The organism is Streptomyces sp. NPDC052301 (assembly GCF_044593395.1).
Classification (GTDB): domain Bacteria; phylum Actinomycetota; class Actinomycetes; order Streptomycetales; family Streptomycetaceae; genus Streptomyces.
On record NZ_JBIUBE010000002.1, the window covers coordinates 718674 to 737532 of the forward strand.

Genomic DNA, 18859 nt, shown 5'->3' on the forward strand with positions numbered 1-18859 from the left:
CGCCATGTCTGAGACCCAGAGCCCGCTGCCCCGTCAGGTCGCCGACGCGTACGTGGACGACCTCATCGCCCTCGACCCGGTCACCGGCACCTACCTCGGCGTGAAGGAGAGCTCGAGCCGGCTCCCCGACTACTCGCCCGCGGGTCAGGAGGCCCTCGCCGAACTGGCCCGGACCACCCTCGTGAAGCTGGACGAGGCGGAGCGGCAGCCCGGTGCGGAGAGTGCTGTGGAGCGGCGCTGCGCGCGGCTGCTGCGGGAGCGGCTGACGGCCGAACTCGCCGTCCACGACGCCGAGGAGCACCTGCGCCGGGTCGGCAACATGGACACGCCCGGCCACTCGGTGCGGGACATCTTCACGGTCACCCCGGCGGAGACCGAGGAGGACTGGGCGGCGATCGCGGGGCGGCTGCGCGCGGTGCCGGGCGCGCTCGCGGGCTACCGCGAGTCGCTCGAACTCGGCCTGGAACGCAAGCTGTTCGCGGCCCCGCGGCCGACCGCGACCTTCGTCGAACAGCTCACCGAGTGGATCGACACCGGCGAGGGCCGCGGCTGGTTCGAGGACTTCGCCGCCGCCGGACCGGAGGCGCTGCGCACGGAACTGGACGCGGCGGCCCGGGCGGCGACCGGGGCGCTGGTGGAGCTGCGGGACTGGCTGCGGGACGTGTACGCGCCGGCGATCGAGGGCGCGCCGGACGTGGTCGGCCGCGAGCGGTACGCGCGCTGGTCCCGCTACTACAACGGCACCGAGCTGGACCTGGACGAGGCCTACGCGTACGGCTGGGCGGAGTTCCACCGGATCCTCGGCGAGATGCAGCAGGAGGCGGAGAAGATCCTGCCCGGTGCCGGGACGCCGTGGGTGGCGCTGGCCCACCTCGACGAGCACGGCCGGCACATCGAGGGCGTGGACGAGGTCCGCGACTGGCTGCAGGGCCTGATGGACAAGGCCGTCGAGGACCTGGACGGCACGCACTTCGAACTCGCCGAGCGGGTGCGGAGGGTCGAGTCGTGCATCGCCCCGCCCGGTGGCGCGGCGGCCCCCTACTACACGGCGCCGTCGGAGGACTTCTCGCGGCCCGGCCGCACCTGGCTGCCCACGATGGGACAGACCCGCTTCCCGGTCTACGACCTCGTCTCCACCTGGTACCACGAGGGTGTGCCCGGCCACCACCTGCAGCTCGCGCAGTGGGCGCACGTGGCGGAGAACCTGTCCCGCTACCAGGCGACGATCGGCGGGGTCAGCGCCAACGCGGAAGGATGGGCGCTGTACGCGGAGCGGCTGATGGACGAGCTGGGTTATCTCACCGACCCGGAGCAGCGGCTCGGCTACCTGGACGCACAGATGATGCGGGCGGCCCGGGTGATCGTGGACATCGGCATGCACCTGGAGCTGGAGATCCCCGCGGACTCGCCGTTCCACCCCGGTGAGCGCTGGACGCCGGAGCTGGCGCAGGAGTTCTTCGGCGCGCACAGCAGCCGGCCGGCGGACTTCGTGGAGAGCGAGCTGACCCGGTACCTGACGATTCCGGGCCAGGCGATCGGCTACAAGCTCGGTGAGCGGGCCTGGCTGCTGGGACGGGAGAAGGCGCGCGAGCGGCACGGCGACGCCTTCGACCTGAAGGCGTGGCACATGGCGGCGCTGTCGCAGGGGTCGCTGGGCCTGGACGACCTGGTGGACGAGCTGTCACAGCTCTGACCGCCTCCAGCGGGTCAGGGGCGTCCCCGTGCCCGGCGGGAAACCGCGCGGCGACGGCCGCGTGGGCCTCGCCGATGGTGTGACCGGTGTCGACCGGGCCGGGATCGGCGGCGTTCACCACGGTCCCGGGCCGATGGCGACGAGGATGTCCGGACATCCGGGCTCCCGGACGGCGGTGTCGAACAGCCGGGCGGGCATCGCGGTGTCGTGCGGCACGTGGTGGTGCACGTACTCACGCGCGCCGTACGCGGCCGGCTGCCGGGCCGCCGCATGCCCGATCCCCGCCCGTCGGCCCGGCCACGGCAGGGGTGTGCGGAGCGAAGGGCGACCGTGCGGGAGGGGCTGAGGCAGGGCGCGGCGTCGCACGCACTTCGGCTCGGCCGTCCGGCCGTCAGCGGTGGCGCGGGCGGTCGGGAGGCGGCTAGCTGGTGGCGGGGGCCGGCGCGGAGGAGGCGGACCTGCATGCGGGAGGAGAGTCGGGGGCGGGAGGTGCTGGAGACACCGCGAGCCGCCGGGCTGGCGGGAGTCGTCTTCGCGCTGCTGCTGGCGGCGGCGATCGTCCTGGTGCGGCTGGGCATTCCCGAAGCGGCCGGCGCCACCACGGCACAGGCGTTCACCAACTCCGGGCAGCGCAGCGCGATCCTCACGGCCCTCGCCCTGGTGCCGTTCGCCGGCATCTTCTTCCTGTGGTTCGTCGGCGCCGTACGGGCCCATGTCGGTGACGTCGAGGACAGGTTCCTCGCCACCGTCTTCCTCGGCAGCGGGCTGGTCTTCACCGCCATGATGTTCGGCGCCGCCGCGGCGGCGAGCGCCGTCCTCGCGATCACGCACAGCGACGGCGCTGTCCCGTCACCGGCCGCCTGGGACTTCGGCCGCCACTTCGCGCACACACTGCTGAAGGAGTACGCGATGCGGATGGCGGCCGTCTTCGTGTGCTCCATGTCTGTGATGGGCCGGCGCCTGGGCGTCCTGCCCCGCCCGCTGACGGGCCTGGGCTTCCTCGCCGCCCTGATTCTGCTGTTCGTCGCACCATACGTGCCCTGGATGGAACTGGTGTTCCCCGCCTGGTCCCTGGTGCTCAGTGTGCACATCCTGCTGGCGGCCGGCCAAACCGGCCGTTGACCGGCAGCCGTTGACCCGATCGTGGCTGCCGACGGGCGAGATCCCGCCGGGGCTCCCATGCTGGCGAGCGGGACATGACCGCCGTCCGGAGAAGCCGCGCACCACGGGGTGACGGGACCGGACCTGGCCAGCGGAAGGGCGGAGCGTCGATGAGGCTCGTCGTCGATCTCAACAAATGCCAGGGGTACGCCCAGTGCGCGTTCCTCGCTCCCGACGTCTTCACCATGCACGGCGAGGAGTCACTGATCTACAACCCGCACGCACCCGAGGAGCAGCGGGAGCGGCTGGCCCGGGCCGTCGCCGCCTGTCCGGTGCAGGCGATCTCGGCGGACGGGCTGGACGGCGCCGCGGGTGCGCCGGGTGGCGGATCCGTCCGGGGGGCGTCCGATGGTCGCTGACTACGTGGACTGGCTGAGGCGTGAGGGCCGGATCGTGATCGTGGGCGCCTCGCTGGCGGGCCTGCGGGCCGCCGAGACCCTGCGCGCGGAAGGCTTCACCGGTTCGCTCACCATGATCGGTGACGAGCCGTACGAGCCGTACGACCGGCCGCCGCTGTCCAAGGCGGTCCTGCTGGACAAGGCGTCGCCGCATCACACGGAGCTGCCCCACCGCCGGGAGATCGACGCGAAGTGGCGGCTCGGCGTCCCCGCGTCCGGTCTCGACCTGACGGCCAAGCGGGTACGGCTCGCCGACGGCGACGAGGTGGAGTACGACCGGCTGCTCATCGCGACCGGCGTGCGGGCCCGGCCCTGGCTGAAGGAGGACGAGGCCCGGCTGGACGGTGTCTGCCTGCTGCGCACCCGGGACGACGCGGTCGGGTTGTACCAGCGGCTGAAGGCAGGCCCCCGCCGGGTGTTCGTCATCGGCGCCGGATTCGCCGGCTCCGAGGTCGCCTCGGCCTGCCGGGAACAGGGCATTCCCGTCACCGTGGCGGAGCGCGCCGGCGCCCCCCTGGTCGGCGCCCTCGGCGGGGTGGTCGGCGCGGTGGCGGCCGACCTGCAGATCGAGAACGGGGTGGACCTGCGGACGCGGGTCACGGTGACTTCGCTGGAGGGGGACTCGGTCGGCCGGGTGCGGGCCGTCCATCTCTCCGACGAGAGCATCGTCGAGACGGATGTCGTGGTCGTCTCGCTGGGCTCGCTGCGCAACACCGAGTGGCTGAACGGGTCGGGGCTGGGCGCGGGACCGCGGGGCATCGCCTGTGACGCGGGCTGCCGGGCCTTCGACTTCCGGGGCATCGTCACCGACGACGTCTTCGTCGCGGGTGACGTCGCGCGTTCCCCGCACGCGCTGTTCGGCTACCAGTTCCTCTCGCTGGAGCACTGGGGCAACGCCGTGGCGCAGGCGGAGACCGCCGCGCACAACATGCTCTGCCACGGTGTCGATCGGCGCCCGCACCTGTGGATGCCGGCGTTCTGGTCCTCGATGTTCGGGGTGAACATCAAGTCGGTCGGGGTCCCGCCGATGGGCGACCAGCTCATGATCACCCAGGGTTCGCTGGCCGAGCGCCGGTTCGTCGGGGTCTACGGCCACCAGGGCCGGATCGTGGCCGCCGTGAGCTTCGACAACACCCGGTGGCTGGAGTTCTACGCGCGGCAGATCGAGCGGGGCGCGCCGTTCCCGGTGGAGTACCCGACGGTGGACCGGCGTCCCGAGGGCCGGCAGCCGGTGGATGCCGACTTCCCCGACCCGTCACTGCCGACGCACGGACCCATGGTGACCCTCAGCGGTTACTCACCGGCCGACCAGCAGATGGTCTTCCACCCCGCCCGCCACTGAGCCCGGCCCTCCGATGCACCAAGGACCTGCCATGACGCAAACCTCCCTGTTGCGCCAGATCACCGACTTCGCCAACCGCGCCAACCCCTATCCGGTGTACGAGGAACTCCGCAGGACACCGGTGCTCCACGAGGAGGAGGGCGGCCCCTACCTCATCAGCTCGTACTACGACATCGAGGCACTGCTCCACGATCCCCGGATCAGCTCCGACGCCGCGAACCTGACCGCCCCGGGGGACGACGAGGTGTCCGGGCCCGAGTCGACGGGCCTGCCGCCGAGTTTCATCCGGCTCGACCCGCCGGAGCACGACCGGCTGCGGAGGATCGCCAACAGCTCCTTCGGGCCGCCGCACCGGCCGCACCGGATCGAGAACATGCGGGGCGAACTGGCCGAGATCGTCACCGGTCTGATCGACGGGTTCGGCGACGCCCGGCAGGTCGACGTGGTCGACCAGTTCGCCTACCCCTTCCCGGTCACCGTGATCTGCCGGCTGCTCGGCGTGCCGCGGGAGGACGAGCCCCGCTTCCGCGCCTGGGTCGACCCGATCGTCGCCGGCCTGGACCCCGACAGCCGCACCAGCGCCGACTCCGAGCGGACCGCGCAGGAGGCACGGCTGCAACTCGGCATGTACCTGAACGGGTTGGTGGAGCAGCGCGTGCGGGAACCCCGCGAGGACATGCTCTCCGACCTGGTGAACAGTCACGGTCCGGACGGCGCCATGACGACGATGGAAGTGCTCAGCACATCGGTGCTGCTGCTCATCGCGGGCCACGAGACGACGGTCAACCTGATCACGAACGGCATGCTCACCCTGCTGCGCCACCCCGAGTACCTCCGGCGGCTGCGCGAGGACCCCGGCCTGTCCGTCAAGATCGTCGAGGAACTCCTGCGCTACGAGCCCCCGGTGCAGCTCCTCCCGCAGCGCACCTGCATCACCGACATCGAGGTGCACGGGATCACCATCCCGAAGGGCTCGCGCATCTGGCTCGTGCTGGGCGCGGGAAACCGTGACCCCGAGCGGTTCAAGGACCCCGACCGGTTCGACCCCGATCGCGGGGACATCCAGCACCTCGGCTTCGGCAGCGGCATCCACAGCTGCTTCGGCGCTCCGCTGGCCCGGCTGGAGGCCCAGATCGCCCTGTCCGAACTGGCCCGGCGACTGGAGAATCCCCGCCTGGTCGAGGACCCGCCGCCGTACCGGCAGAACGCGGTGCTGCGCGGCCCCCGGCACCTCGAGATCGCTTTCGACGACCTGAGGTGACGCGCGGTCAGGGTGCGAGCCGCCTGAGCTGCACCAGGCCGACCCAGGTCTCCGGGCCGGGCTGGGTGTAGGCGGCGCGCACCGCGTACGAACCCGCCGCGAGGGGGATGCGCAGGTGCTCCTCGCGGTCCGCGGCGCCGCCCGGCCAGGCCGAGTCGAACAGCAGCACGGGGCCGGGCACGTCCCAGCGCAGCTCGTGGTCCCACGCGGCCGTGTCGAGGGCCGCGGGTATCCGGGCCAGCAGCTCGCTCTCCGAGTTCGCGGCGGACCACCGTACGAAGGTGCCGTGCTCGGGCAGGTAGGAGGTGGCGGCCGGCTCGTCCCCGAGGACGAGGGCCGCGCTGTCGCCGACCGGGAGCAGACCCGCGTACCCGGGGACCTCGCACGCCCGGTCGTAGTCCGTGTCGAGTTCCTCGCTGTCGGCGCCCGCCCAGAAGGGCAGAACCGCCTCCGGGACGGCGATCAGGGGGCCGCCGCCCGACTCCACCCACTCCAGCGCACCTGGATCCGCATACCGAGCCATGGGCGAAGAACCTACACGGGCGGACGTCAGCAGCCGCACTCGCCTGCCACGGGTGCGGTCAGCGGATCGGCGGCACGCTCCCGAGGACCCTCCCAGGTGTCGTAGGCGAATCCCTCGCGCGCCCAGTACTCGAAGCCGCCGAGCATCTCCTTGACCTGGTAGCCGAGTTCGGCGAGGGCGAGGGCGGCGCGGGTGGCGCCGTTGCAGCCGGGGCCCCAGCAGTACGTCACCACCGGTACGGACCGGTCGAGGAGGTGCTCGGCCTGCTCGGGGACGAGGGCGGTCGGCAGGTGGACGGCGCCGGGGACGTGGCCCTGGTCCCAGGACTCGGTCGAGCGGGTGTCCACGACGACGAAGCCGGGATCGCCGCCGGCCGCGAGTGCGGCGGCGACGTCGGAGACGTCGGCGTGGAAGGCCAGGCTCGCCCGGAAGTGGGCGGCGGCTTCGGCGGGCGCGGCGGGGGCGACGCGCAGGACGGGGTTCTCGGAGGTCTGCGTGATCATGACGGGAAATCTATGACCTCGGACTCCGGGTCTGAAGTGCGAATCCACGGGCCTTCCCTTGCCCAGGCGGCGAATCCCCTGCTATTTCTCCGGGATGACCGTGTATTCCCCGGACGCCACCGACTGGCGCATTCTCGAGGTCCTCCAGCGGGACGGACGGGCCAGCTACGCCGAGCTGGCGCGTGCCGTCTCCATGTCGCCCAGTGCCGTGACCGAACGGGTCCGGCGGCTGGAGGAGGCCGGTGTGATCCAGGGGTACGCGGCGGTCGTGGACCCCGAGCGGCTCGGCCTGCCGATCCTCGCGTTCGTGCGGCTGCGCTACCCGAACGGCAACTACAAGCCGTTCCACGATCTGGTGGCCGCGACCCCCGAGGTCCTGGAGGCGCACCACGTGACGGGCGACGACTGCTTCGTCATCAAGGTCGCCGCGCGGTCCATGTCCCACCTGGAGGAGATCTCCGGGAAGATCGGCGCGCTGGGCTCGGTGACGACCAGCGTCGTGTACTCCTCACCGCTCCGCCGGCGCCCGCTCGGACACTGAATCCCGCCTCCGGGAAAATGGTTCGATGGCTTCCCGGAGCCCTGGCACAGTGGCGGACCATGGACGACTCCGAGCTCGTCACCGCGGCGGACGTGCGGCTCATGCAGGCCCTGGCGCAGCGGGTCACCGCCGTCCGTCCCGACCTGGTCAACAGTGACGCGTCGTACGGAGAGCTGGCCTGGAACTGGGGCAAGGGGCACGGGTGCGAGGGTGAGAGCTGGCTGCGTCGGCTGTGGTTCTCCGGCACCGACCTCGTCGCGTGGGGCTGGGCCCGGCTGCCGCACCGGGTGCGGCTCAGCGACGGGTCGGTGAAGGACGTCACCAGCGCCTACCTGGGATATCAGGTCCATCCCGGCCACAGCGAGCTGGTCGACGAGGTGATCGAGTGGTACGACGGTGTGACGGTCGGCGTCGAGCGCACCGTGATGCCGAGCGCCGCCGACGAGTTCGCCCTGCGGCGATGGGCGGCGCACGGCTACGAGAGCGATCCGGCCGCGCTGGGCGACACCGGCTCCTGGACGCAGCTCAACGAGCGGGACCTCACCGACCTGGAACAGCCGGTGCTGCCGGACGGATTCCGGTTCCGCACCGCCGACGAGGCCGGCCCGCGGGCGGCGGTCCGGGCCCACGTGGACGCCTGGGCTCCGTCGACCTACACGGCCGAGGCCTACGAGGGCGTCCGACGGACACCGCCGTACCGCGGTGACCTGCACGTCCTGGTGGAGGCGCCGGACGGGACGATGGCCGCGTCGACCATCATGTGGCTCGACGAGGCGAACAGGACCGCCGAGTTCGAGCCGGTCGGAACGCATCCGGACCACCGGCGGCGCGGGCTGGGCAGAGCGATGCTGCTGCACGGGATGCACCTGGCGCGCGAGGCCGGGGCCCGTCACATGACGGTCGCCTGTCTGGGCGCACCGGGACATCCCGAGGCGCGGGGACTGTACTACAGCGTCGGATTCCGGGAGCTCAGCCGGGACGCACCGCTGATCAAGTCCGGAGGCCGGGACACATGAGGGGCCGGGACGCATGAGGCGAGACGGCGCCTGATCGCGGTCACACCCCCCGCTGCCGCAGCGCCGACCCCGATCTGCCCTTCACCACCTCCAGTTGGGCATGGATGCGGCGGCGCAGGTCGGCGACGTGACTGACGATGCCGACGCTGCGGTCGCGTTCACGCAGGGAGTCGAGGACGTCCAGGACCTCGTCGAGGGTCTGGTCGTCGAGGCTGCCGAAGCCCTCGTCGATGAAGAGGGTGTCGAGCCGGACCCCGCCGGCCTCGTCGGTGACGACGTCGGCGAGGCCCAGGGCGAGGGCGAGGGAGGCGAAGAAGGTCTCGCCGCCGGACAGGGTGGCGGTGTCGCGTTCGCGGCCGGTCCAGGCGTCGACCACGTGCAGCCCGAGCCCGCTGCGTCCGCGTCCGGAGCGGTCGTCCGAGTGGACGAGGGTGTAGCGCCCCGACGACATGCGCCGCAGCCGTACGGTCGCGGCGGCGGCGACCTGCTCCAGGCGGGCGGCGAGCACGTAGGACTCCAGGCGCATCTTGCGCTCGTTGTCGGCGGAGGTGCCCGCGGTGAGGGCGGCGAGCCGGGCGACGCGGTCGTACTCCTCGCGCAGCGGGGCGAGTCGTCGTACGGCCTCGGTGGCCCGCGCGGAGAGGCGGTCCAGCTCGGCGCGGCAGCGGTCGGCGGCATCGCGCGCGGAGGCCGCCTCGCGCAACCGGCGGTCCGCCGTGGCCGCCGTGCGCTCTGCGGTGGCCAGGTCGGCGGGCGGCTGCTGGGCGGCGGCCGCGGTGTCGGCCTCGGCCAGCATGGCGCGTACGGCGGACTCCTCCGACTGCCAGGCGTCCAGGCGGAGTTGCAGCTCGCGGTGGGCGGTGGCGTCCAGGAGGGCGGCGGCCGCTGCCTGCGGAGTGTCGAAGCCGGCCCGGTATGCGGCGTCCGCGAGCCGGGCGTCGGCGTCCTTCAGACGCTGGGCGGCGTCGTCGGCGGCGCGCGCGGCGTCGGCGGCGTCGGTGCACAGCGCCACCTGCCGCTCCAGCTGGGCGGCCCGCGCGGCCACACTGTCGGCCTCCCCGCGCGCCTGCGTCAACTCCGCTTCCAGTTGGCCCTGTTCGCGCTCCAGGGTCTCGCGGCGGGTGAGCCGGGAGGCGGCCCGTACCGCGGTCTGCTGACGGTCGGCGAGCCGCTGCTCACGCTCCTGCTCGGCGCGCCGCAGCTCCTCGTGGGCGGCGTGCAGCGCGGAGGCCTCGCGGCGGGCGCGCGTGTACTCCTGCTCCAGCCGGTCGGCCTCGGCGGCGAGGCGGGCGGTGGGGGCGTCGCCCGCTTCGGCGGTGGCGGCGGCCAGGGCCTCGCGGACGGTGCCGAGACGCCGCTCGTCCTCGGCGTGCTGCCGGTCGGCCTGCTGGGAGGTGCGGTGGGCCTGCTCCTCGGCCTCGCGGCCGACGTGCCCGGCGATCTTGCGGGCGGGTGCGGGGTGTTCGGTGGCGCCGCAGACCGCGCAGGGCTCGCCGTCGGTGAGGTGGGCGGCCAGCTCGGCGGCGATGCCGTTCAGCCGCTGTTCCTTGAGGTCGAGCCAGTGGGCGCGGGCGTCGAGGGCGCGCTGTTCGGAGGCGAGCGCGCGCTGCTGTGCCTGTTCCAGGTCGGCGGCGAGCGCGTCCCGGGTACGGGCCGCGGTGAGCCGCCTGCGCATCGGGTCCCGCTGGACGGCGAGCTGCTCGGCGCGGGTCGCGGCCTCCTGGGCGGAGTCGACGCGGGTCTGCAGGGCCGCGCGGGTGGTGTCCCAGCCGTCGAGCCAGGCGTCGGCCTCGCGCAGCACGTCCTCGTCGGCGCGTTCCTGTCGGTCCAGCCCGGCCCGCTCCTCGCCGAGTGCGGCGAGCCGCTGCTCGGCGCGCCGGGCGGAGTCCAGGCCGCCCAGCTCCTCGGCGGCCCGACGGGCGGCGGTGGCGAGTCCGGTCGCGTCGGCGTCGGCCTGGGCGGCGGGGAGCATGCCGCGTGCACGTGCCTCGGCGCGGGCGGCCCTGCCGTGCTCCTCCTCGGCGTGCTCGCGCAGCTCCAGCGCGGGCGCGACGGCTTCCGCCTTCCTGGACCGCTCCATGCGCTCCTGGGCCTCGCGGTGGGCGCCGGCCCGTTCCTGGAGGCGTTCGGCGCGCTGCCGCGCCTGAGTGAACCGGCTCTGCAGCCGGGCCAGTTCGCGTACGTCGTCCAGGGCACGGCGGGCGGCCGCGTGGGCGGACTCGGCGGCGGTCAGGCGGCAGTCGGCGACGGTGAGGCGTTCGCGGGCGGTGCTGCGGGCGACGGCGGCGGCGGCGAGGACGGCCTCGGCCAGGCCCGGGTCACCGGGCGCCAGCTCGGGCAGCTCCATGGCGTCGCCGGCCTCCTGCTGCATGCGGTGGGCGTCGGCGAGCAGCGCCGTGTCCCCCTCGCGCACGCGTGCCTCGGTGCCGCGCCTGCGCTCGGCGAGCCGTTTCTCGACGTCGGCGAAGCGCTGGGTGTCGAAGAGGCGCCCCAGCAGCCGGCCCCGGGCCTCGGCGTCGGCGCGCAGGAAGCGGGCGAAGTCTCCCTGGGGCAGCAGCACGACCTGGCAGAACTGCTCGCGGCTCATGCCGAGCAGCTGGGTGATCTCCTCGCCGACCTCCTGGTGGGAGCGGCTGCGGTCCTTCCAGGCGCCGGCCACGCTGTCGTACTCGCGCAGCCAGGTCTGGGCCTTGTCGACCGTCGTGCCCTTGCCGCGCAGCTTGGGCCGCTCCCACGGCGGCTGACGGGTGATCTCCAGCCGCCGTCCGGCGACGGTGAGGTCGAGGCGGACCTCGGTGCGGGTGCGGGGCTCGGCGTGGTCGCTGCGCAGGGACATGCCCTGGCCGCTCTGCCGGGCGCCGGGGACGGCGCCGTAGAGGGCGTAGCAGACGGCGTCCAGGACGGAGGTCTTGCCGGCGCCGGTGGGGCCGTGCAGCAGGAAGAGTCCGGCGGTGGACAGGGCGTCGAAGTCGACGCTCTGGGAGCCGCCGAAGGGCCCGAAGGCGGTGATGTCGAGCCGGTGGAGCCTCACCGCGCCACCTCCCGCACGGCGTCGTCGGCGCGGACGGCGTCGAAGGCCTCGCGGAGCACGGCCGCCTCCTGCTCGTCGGGGCCGGCGCCGCGCACGTGGGCGACGAAGTCCTGGGCGATCTGCTGGTCGCTGCGGCCCGCGAGGCGCCGGGCGTAGGACGCCTCGGGGTCGCCGGGGGCCCGCTCGGGCGCGAAGACCAGGCTGAGGGTGTGCGGGAAGCGCTCGGTGAGCCGGGCCATCGGGTCGGCGGGGCGGACCGCGTCGGTGAGGGTGGCCTCGACCCAGGCGTCCTCGTGGCGCGCCAGCTCCGGGTCGGCGAGGAGGTCGTCCAGAGTGCCGCGCAGCCGGGCCAGCGGGCGCGGCACCGGGCAGTCGAGGCGCTCGGCGGTGACCGTGCCGTCGGCGCCGAGGTCGATCAGCCACATGCTCTTGCGGTGGTCGGTCTCGGAGAACGAGTAGGCGAGCGGGGAGCCCGAGTAGCGCACGCGCTCGGTGAGGGTCTGGCAGCCGTGCAGATGCCCGAGCGCCACATAGTCGACGCCGTCGAAGATCCCTGCCGGTACGGCGGCGACCCCGCCGACGGTGATGTCCCGCTCGCTGTCGCTGGCCCGGCCGCCGGTGACGAAGGCGTGGGCGAGGACGACGGAACGGGTGCCGGGCGCGCGCGTGGCGAGGTCGGCGCGGACGCGGTCCATCGCGGCACCCAGCACGGCCTCGTGACCGGCCTTGTCCACCGCGAACTCGTCCTTCACCAGGGCCGGTTCGAGGTAGGGCAGGCCGTAGAAGGCGACATCGCCGTGGGCGTCGGTCAGCACGACCGGCGTGCCGACGGCGGAGGGCTCGGTGCGCAGGTGGATGCCCGCGCGGTCGATGAGCCCGGCGCCGACACCGAGGCGGCGGGCCGAGTCGTGGTTGCCGGAGATCATGACCGTGGGCACGCCGAGATCCGCGAGGCGGTGCAGGGCGTCGTCGAAGAGCTCCACCGCGGCGAGCGGGGGCACCGCGCGGTCGTACACGTCACCGGACACGACCACCGCGTCCACCGCGTGCTCGCGCACGGCGGTGACGAGGTGACCGATGAACCCGGCCTGGGCCCCGAGCATGTTCACCCGGTGGAAGGCCCGGCCGAGGTGCCAGTCGGACGTGTGCAGGAGTCTCATGATCCCCGAGACTAACGGCCGGGTCTGACATCACGGGCGGTTACTCCCGTATCAGCCCGTCATGACCGGTCGACCAAGTGCCCGTTATGTCTGATTAGCTACGTACATCACGCATCTCCGTAGGCTTCGCCGCCCAGTTCGAAGCCCGCCGTACCCGCCGTCGCATCGGCGAGCCAGGCGCGGAAGGCGTCCACGTCCGCGTCCGGCAGGCCGATCTCGAGGGTGACGGACTCGCCGTAGCGCACGTCCCGCACCTCGCGCCCGGTGGACCGCAGGTCGTTCTGGACCTTGCCCGCGCGCTGGTGGTCGACGGTCACCGTGGCCAGCCGGAACCGGCGCCGGGTGAGCGTGCCGAGCGTGTCCAGGGCCTCGCCGACGGCACCGCCGTAGGCGCGGATGAGCCCTCCGGCGCCGAGCTTGACCCCGCCGTAGTACCGCGTGACGACGGCGACGACGTAACGCATGTCACGGCGCAGCAGCATCTGGAGCATCGGGACTCCGGCGGTGCCGCCCGGTTCGCCGTCGTCGCTGGCCTTCTGCACGGAGGCGTCGGCGCCGACGACGTACGCCCAGCAGTTGTGGGTGGCGTCGGCGTGCTCCTTGCGGACGGAGGCGATGAAGTCCTGCGCCTCCTGCTCGGTGGCCGCCGGGGCGAGGGCGCACAGGAAGCGGGAGCGGTTGATCTCGGTCTCGTGCACGCCCGCGCGGGCGACTGTGCGGTACTCGTCCTGCATCCCGCCACCCTATGCGCTGGGCGGGAACGCCCTTCACGCGCGCGTGGCGCTACTTCTTCCTCCCGCGCGGCACCGTGAACGACGTCAGCAGGGCCGTGCCCGGGGCGAGGGCCGGCCAGCCGGTGCCGCGCCAGGTCAGGACGGCGACGGCGGACGTCGGGAACTTGGCGCGCACCCGGTCCAGCGTGTCGTCCAGGCCGTCCCCGGCCAGCTCGAGGACCAGTTCCTGCAGCCCCGGATTGTGCCCGACGAGCAGCAGCGTCTCCACCTCGGGCGGCGTCTCGCGTACGACCTCCAGCAGGGCCGGCACACCGGCCGCGTACAGGCGGTGGTCGTAGCGCACCGAGGGCGGGGTGCCCCACTCGGCGGAGGCCAGCTGCCAGGTCTGGCGGGCGCGTACGGCGGTGGAGCACAGGGCGAGGTCGGGCAGGGAGTCGGCCTCGGCGAGGGCGCGTCCGGCCGCGGGGGCGTCCTTGAGGCCGCGCGGTGCGAGCGGTCGACGGTGGTCCTCCACTCCTTCCGGCCAGGCGGATTTGGCGTGCCGCAGCACCACCAGACGGCGCAGCGGGCCGGCACCCGCCCGCGCGATCACCCGAAGGTCCCGAGGTCGCGGGTGAGGTCCAGGGCGAGCAGCCGGTCGGCGTAGGCGTACGTCTCGAAGCGGGCGCCGTCGGGCAGGTCGGGGGCGCTCTCCACGGCGCGCAGCACCTCCAGCACCGCGGGCAGGTCGAGATCGTCCTCCCAGGCGGCCCGCAACCGCCCCCGCACCTCCTCGGGCACCGGCCGCGAGGGCTGCCACGCCCATCCGGCCACGGCCCGCCGCCAGTGGGCGAGCCGCCGGGCGGCTTCGTCCAGCACCGCGCCGTCCAGGCGCACGGCTTCGTTCCGGGGCACCGAGAGAAGGGCCAGCCGGAGCGCGGCGGGGTCGGACAGGAGGGCGGAGAGCGGCGGGCGGGCGCTCGGCGCGCCTTCGCGCGCCTGGGCCGCCGGAACCTCGCCGGACGTTCCGCCGCCCTGCGAGTGCGTTCCCTCCCACACCACCGGCGCCACGTTCACCACCGGGCCCCGTCCGGCATCGGCCCCGTGCCCGTGCGTCTGCGCCTGCACACGGAGCGCCTGGGCCTCCCCCAGCCCCGATGCGAGGCCCCGGGCGTCCTCGAAGGGGCGGATCGACAGGGTGGTGGCGGCCGTGTGCAGCTCGGGCCGGTCGCAGGGGGCGGACAGGGTCGTCCAGACCGGGGTGCCGACCAGCTCCAGGGCGCGGACCAGGAGATCCGCGGTGAGCAGCACCCGCAGGGCCGTCGGGTCGAGGCCGGAGGCGTACGCCTCGATGCGGGTCAGGCCGCGGCGGGCGGGCGCGGCGGCGGTGGGCTCACCGGTTCGGGCGTCGAGGATGCGCAGCACGGGGCGAGCGTAGGCGGGCGGGCGGCCGTACGCAGGCACCTTGCGCCGATTCCGGGCAGGATGGCGCGTCACGGGGCGGGAATCCGCACCCATCGGGGTGGTGTTGCCCCGTCGAACAGCTCCCGACGCCTCAGGAGGCAGCCGTGTACGGCGACGAAGCGACGATCCGCAGGATCCTGACCGGGACGGGTGACACCTGGGCCGTGGTCGGCCTCTCCGCCAACCAGGGACGGGCCGCGTACGGCGTGGCGCGGGTACTGCAGCGGTTCGGCAAGCGGATCGTGCCGGTGCACCCGAAGGCGGAGACGGTCCACGGCGAGCAGGGCTACGCCTCCCTCGCGGACATCCCCTTCGGCGTGGACGTGGTCGACGTCTTCGTCAACAGCGAGCTGGCCGGCGCCGTGGCCGACGAGGCGGTGGCGAAGGGCGCACGGGCCGTGTGGTTCCAGCTCGGTGTCGTGGACGAGGCCGCCTACGCACGCACCCGGGGGGCAGGCCTGGACATGGTCATGGATCGCTGCCCGGCCATCGAAATTCCCCTCCTGGACTAGCGAATCTCTCCTTCTACTCACAATTGGTCGCTGAATATTGACATTCGGATGAGCGTCTGACCTGTGACAAGACGGTGACTGAGTGTGCGCCCAAGACAACTAAGATCCCGGGTCAAAATTTGGTTAACACTCTTTTGCTCAGTCGGAAATCCTCCCTAGCCTGTGGCCTCCTTGCTCGTTAAGACTGCGTATAGATCTGAGAGGCCACTTCACATGGCGAAAGTCGACCAGGCTGCGCCGGTAGCCACAAGCGACACCGGCGGCGGTCTGCGCCGAGACGTCGGACTGATCGGTCTGATGTGGGCCTCCGTGGGCTCCATCATCGGCTCCGGATGGCTCTTCGGCGCCGAGAAGGCGGTCGTGGCGGCCGGCCCTGCAGCGATCATCTCGTGGGTGATCGGTGCGGTGGCGATCGTGCTGCTCGCCCTGGTGCACGCCGAACTCGGCGGCATGTTCCCGGTGGCGGGCGGTACCGCTCGCTACCCGCACTACGCCTTCGGCGGCCTGGCCGGCATGAGCTTCGGCTGGTTCTCCTGGCTGCAGGCGGCGACGGTGGCCCCGATCGAGGTCGAGGCCATGATCGGCTACGCCAAGCACTGGCACTTCGCCGACGGCCTGCAGAACACCAACGGCACCCTCACCACCAGCGGCATCATCGTCGCGGTGCTCCTCATGGCCGTGTTCGTCGCGGTCAACTTCCTCGGTGTCCGCATCCTGGCGCACACCAACAGCGCCGCCACCTGGTGGAAGATCGCCGTCCCGCTCGCGGCGATCTTCATCATCGCGATCGGCAACTTCCACCCGGGCAACTTCACCTCCGAGGGCTTCGCGCCGTTCGGCGCCAAGGGCGTCCTCACCGCGATCAGCTCCAGCGGCATCATCTTCGCGCTGCTCGGCTTCGAGCAGGCGATCCAGCTGGCCGGCGAGAGCCGCAACCCGAAGCGTGACCTGCCGCGCGCCACGCTCGGCTCCGTCGCCATCGGCGCCGTGATCTACCTCCTGCTGCAGATCGTGTTCATCGGCGCCCTGCCGCACGCCTCCTTCGCGAAGGGCTGGGCGCACCTGGCCTACGCCGGCATCAGCGGCCCCTGGGCGGGTCTCGCCTCGCTGCTCGGCCTGGGCTGGCTGGCCTGGGTCCTGTACGCCGACGCGATCATCTCCCCCGGCGGCACCGGCCTGATCTACACCACCGCCACCTCCCGCATCTCCTACGGCCTGGCCAAGAACGGCTACGCGCCGAAGGTCTTCGCCAAGACGGACTCGCGCGGTGTGCCGTGGTTCGGTCTCGCCATCTCGTTCGTGACCGGCGTGATCTGCTTCCTGCCGTTCCCGAGCTGGCAGACGCTGGTCAGCTTCATCACCTCGGCGAGCGTGCTGATGTACGCGGGCGCCCCGCTGGCCTACGGCGTCTTCGCCGACCGCCTGCCGAACCACGAGCGTCCGTACCGGCTGCCCTTCGGCAAGTTCGTCTCGCCGCTGTCCTTCGTGGTCGCCAACCTGATCATCTTCTGGTCCGGCTGGGACACCCTGTGGCGCCTGGGCTTCGCGATCCTGATCGGCTACGTGCTGCTCGGCTCCTACGCCTGGTACGCGATCCGCAAGAACCTGCCCAACGCGCCGCGGCTGGACTTCAAGGCCGCTCAGTGGCTGCTGCCCTACCTGGCGGGCATCGGCGTGATGTCCTACCTGAGCACCTTCGGCGGTACCGGTGACCTGCCGCTGTGGTGGGACATCCTGGTCGTCGCGGCGTTCTCGCTCGGTATCTACTACTGGGCCAAGGCGACCGCCTCCACGCCCGAGCAGATCGAGCGCGACATCGAGGAGGTCGTGGTCACCGACGCTCCGGCGCACTGATCACCCCGCTCCCGTGACGGTGTCCCGTCGGCCGAACCCGGCTGACGGGACACCGTCATAATGCGGGGATGATCTTCCCTTCCCCCCACCCCGGCTCCGCGCCCGGGGAACGCCGTACGGTCGTCATCGTGGGCGCCGGGCCCGCCGGGCTCACCGTCGGCAACATCCTGCGGGCCGCCTCCGTCGACTGCGTGGTCCTGGAGACCGAGAGCAGGCGGTTCATAGAGACCCGGCCCAGGGCCGGTGTCATCGAGGAACGGGCGGTGCGTGAACTCGACCGGCGCGGACTGTCCGAACGGCTCCCGGAGCGCGCCGAGGCGCACAGTGCCTGCGAGTTCCGCTTCGAAGGCGAGCGGTACCGCTTTCCCTACGCCGACCTGACCGGCAGTCACCACTACGTCTATCCGCAGCCGCTGCTGGTGACGGACCTGGTGCGGGAGTACGCCGACGTGCGCGGCGGGGACATCCGCTTCGGCGTGCGCGACGTACGGCTGCACGACCTGGACTCGGACCGCCCTGCGGTGTCGTACCGGTGCCCCGACACGGGTGAACGGAGGCTGTTGCGCTGCGACTTCGTCGCGGGCTGCGACGGCGCGCGCGGGGTGACGCGGGACGCGATCCCCGCGGAGCGGACACGGATCGCCCGGCGGGACGACGGCATCGGCTGGCTGGCGCTGCTCGCGGAGGTCCCGCCGTCGACGGACTGCGTCCTGTTCGGTGTCCACCCGCGCGGTTTCGCCGGGGAGATGCCCCGCAGTCCCGAGGTGACCCGGTTCTACCTCCAGTGTCCGCCCGGCGACGACCCGGAGAACTGGTCGCACGACCGGGTCTGGACCGAGCTGCGCGAGCGGCTCGGCGCGGCCGGAGCGCCCCCGCTCACCGAGGGACGGCTGCTGGAGAAGCGCGTCCTGGACATGCACCACTACGTCGTCGAACCGCTGGCCCACGGGCGGCTGTTCCTGGCCGGGGACGCCGGTCACCTGGTCGCGCCCATCGCCGCGAAGGGCATGAACCTCGCCCTGCACGACGCCTTTCTCCTCGGCGACGCGCTCGCGGCGTACGTGACGCGGGGCGACGGCAGCGGTCTGGAGGGCTATTCGCAGGCGTGTCTGCGCCGGGTGTGGGACTACCAGGAGTTCTCGCAGTGGCTGTCGGACATCTACCACGGCCTCGCCTCGGGCGACCCGTTCCGCGCGGGCACCACGCTGGCCCGGGTGCGCCGGCTGTTCACCTCGCCCGCCGCCGCGGCGGCCTTCGCCGAGCAGTATCTGGGGACGGCCCCCGCGTTCTGATCAGCGGTCGTCCTCGGTGAGCCGGTGGTCGGCCGTCTTCAGCGCCTCCTCGACCAGTCGGAGCACATGCCCGTGCGGGAGCGAGTAGATCACCCGGCGGCCCTCCTTGCGGGTCCGCACCAGGCCCGCGAGCCGCAGCCGGGCCAGGTGCTGGCTCACCGCGGGCCGGGCCGCGCCGCACGCCTCGGTGAGCGTCGTGACGTCGGCCTCCCCCGCGGTCAGGGCGTGCAGCAGGGTGAGGCGGGTGCGGTCGCCGAGCAGAGACAGCAGATCGGCGGCGAGCGCGAACTGTTCCTCGCCGGGGCTGCGCGGGTGCGCATGATGCGCAGGTGATAGGTGCATGCGTGCGCTCATACGCACATAATGGCTCCGTGGGCGCCGCGCGTCCACTCCCG

18 protein-coding genes are annotated in these 18859 nt (G+C 72.8%); 10 read left to right on the top strand and 8 right to left on the bottom strand.

The annotated features are described in order from the left end of the window. Positions 1 to 4: 4 nt before the first annotated feature. From ACIHEJ_RS06980 to ACIHEJ_RS07000, 5 genes are all read left to right on the top strand, one after another. Positions 5 to 1693 (top strand): DUF885 domain-containing protein, encoded by a 1689-nt coding sequence (locus ACIHEJ_RS06980; protein WP_400132646.1) that lies wholly within the window; start codon positions 5 to 7, stop codon positions 1691 to 1693. Positions 1694 to 2155: 462 nt separating this feature from the next. Continuing rightward, positions 2156 to 2815 carry a hypothetical protein gene (locus tag ACIHEJ_RS06985; protein ID WP_400132648.1) on the top strand — a complete coding sequence of 220 codons (660 nt, stop codon included), beginning with the start codon at positions 2156 to 2158 and terminating at the stop codon, positions 2813 to 2815. Positions 2816 to 2964: 149 nt separating this feature from the next. Next, positions 2965 to 3213: a ferredoxin gene (locus ACIHEJ_RS06990; RefSeq protein WP_400132650.1), complete on the top strand. Its 249-nt coding sequence runs from the start codon at positions 2965 to 2967 to the stop codon at positions 3211 to 3213. Continuing rightward, positions 3203 to 4594 (top strand): NAD(P)/FAD-dependent oxidoreductase, encoded by a 1392-nt coding sequence (locus ACIHEJ_RS06995; protein ID WP_400132652.1) that lies wholly within the window; start codon positions 3203 to 3205, stop codon positions 4592 to 4594. The genes ACIHEJ_RS06990 and ACIHEJ_RS06995 overlap by 11 nt, the downstream gene beginning before the upstream one ends. A 31-nt stretch (positions 4595 to 4625) precedes the next feature. Then, on the top strand, positions 4626 to 5855 hold the full coding sequence (locus tag ACIHEJ_RS07000) for a cytochrome P450 (protein WP_400132654.1): 1230 nt from the start codon (positions 4626 to 4628) through the stop codon (positions 5853 to 5855). 7 nt (positions 5856 to 5862) lie between these two features. On the opposite strand, the gene ACIHEJ_RS07005 is transcribed toward ACIHEJ_RS07000, so the two are convergent. Together ACIHEJ_RS07005 and ACIHEJ_RS07010 are read right to left on the bottom strand one after the other, a co-directional pair. Next, a complete protein-coding gene (locus ACIHEJ_RS07005) occupies positions 5863 to 6378 on the bottom strand; it encodes an immunity 21 family protein (protein ID WP_400132656.1) in 516 nt (171 codons plus the stop codon). Positions 6379 to 6404: 26 nt separating this feature from the next. Next, entirely contained in the window at positions 6405 to 6881 is a 477-nt protein-coding gene (locus tag ACIHEJ_RS07010; protein ID WP_400132657.1) for a rhodanese-like domain-containing protein, read from the bottom strand. 94 nt (positions 6882 to 6975) lie between these two features. On the opposite strand from ACIHEJ_RS07010, the gene ACIHEJ_RS07015 reads away from it, so the two are divergent. Then, positions 6976 to 7422, top strand: a complete 447-nt coding sequence (locus ACIHEJ_RS07015) for an Lrp/AsnC family transcriptional regulator (protein WP_400132659.1) — start codon at positions 6976 to 6978, stop codon at positions 7420 to 7422. Between the two features lie 59 nt (positions 7423 to 7481). Beyond that, positions 7482 to 8438 carry a GNAT family N-acetyltransferase gene (locus ACIHEJ_RS07020; RefSeq protein ID WP_400132661.1) on the top strand — a complete coding sequence of 319 codons (957 nt, stop codon included), beginning with the start codon at positions 7482 to 7484 and terminating at the stop codon, positions 8436 to 8438. A gap of 40 nt (positions 8439 to 8478) precedes the next feature. Here the strand turns inward: ACIHEJ_RS07020 and ACIHEJ_RS07025 are convergent, their stop codons facing one another. From ACIHEJ_RS07025 to ACIHEJ_RS07045, 5 genes are all read right to left on the bottom strand, one after another. Further along, complete coding sequence (locus ACIHEJ_RS07025; RefSeq protein WP_400132662.1) at positions 8479 to 11469, bottom strand: AAA family ATPase; 2991 nt, start codon at positions 11467 to 11469, stop codon at positions 8479 to 8481. After that, positions 11466 to 12629, bottom strand: a complete 1164-nt coding sequence (locus ACIHEJ_RS07030; RefSeq protein ID WP_400132663.1) for an exonuclease SbcCD subunit D — start codon at positions 12627 to 12629, stop codon at positions 11466 to 11468. The genes ACIHEJ_RS07025 and ACIHEJ_RS07030 overlap by 4 nt, the downstream gene beginning before the upstream one ends. A 107-nt stretch (positions 12630 to 12736) precedes the next feature. After that, the gene (locus tag ACIHEJ_RS07035; protein ID WP_400132665.1) at positions 12737 to 13363 is read right to left on the bottom strand and encodes a YigZ family protein; all 627 of its coding nucleotides are present in this window, start codon (positions 13361 to 13363) and stop codon (positions 12737 to 12739) included. 49 nt (positions 13364 to 13412) lie between these two features. Beyond that, entirely contained in the window at positions 13413 to 13955 is a 543-nt protein-coding gene (locus ACIHEJ_RS07040) for a SixA phosphatase family protein (protein WP_400132667.1), read from the bottom strand. Continuing rightward, positions 13952 to 14767 (bottom strand): hypothetical protein, encoded by an 816-nt coding sequence (locus ACIHEJ_RS07045; RefSeq protein WP_400132669.1) that lies wholly within the window; start codon positions 14765 to 14767, stop codon positions 13952 to 13954. The genes ACIHEJ_RS07040 and ACIHEJ_RS07045 overlap by 4 nt, the downstream gene beginning before the upstream one ends. 143 nt (positions 14768 to 14910) lie before the next feature. On the opposite strand from ACIHEJ_RS07045, the gene ACIHEJ_RS07050 reads away from it, so the two are divergent. From ACIHEJ_RS07050 to ACIHEJ_RS07060, 3 genes are all read left to right on the top strand, one after another. Further along, on the top strand, positions 14911 to 15318 hold the full coding sequence (locus tag ACIHEJ_RS07050) for a CoA-binding protein (protein WP_400132671.1): 408 nt from the start codon (positions 14911 to 14913) through the stop codon (positions 15316 to 15318). Positions 15319 to 15531: 213 nt separating this feature from the next. Then, positions 15532 to 17172 (top strand): APC family permease, encoded by a 1641-nt coding sequence (locus ACIHEJ_RS07055; protein WP_400132673.1) that lies wholly within the window; start codon positions 15532 to 15534, stop codon positions 17170 to 17172. A gap of 68 nt (positions 17173 to 17240) precedes the next feature. Further along, positions 17241 to 18464 carry a 4-hydroxybenzoate 3-monooxygenase gene (locus ACIHEJ_RS07060; protein WP_400132675.1) on the top strand — a complete coding sequence of 408 codons (1224 nt, stop codon included), beginning with the start codon at positions 17241 to 17243 and terminating at the stop codon, positions 18462 to 18464. On the opposite strand, the gene ACIHEJ_RS07065 is transcribed toward ACIHEJ_RS07060, so the two are convergent. Next, positions 18465 to 18818 (bottom strand): ArsR/SmtB family transcription factor, encoded by a 354-nt coding sequence (locus ACIHEJ_RS07065; RefSeq protein ID WP_400132677.1) that lies wholly within the window; start codon positions 18816 to 18818, stop codon positions 18465 to 18467. Between the last annotated feature and the right edge of the window lie 41 nt (positions 18819 to 18859).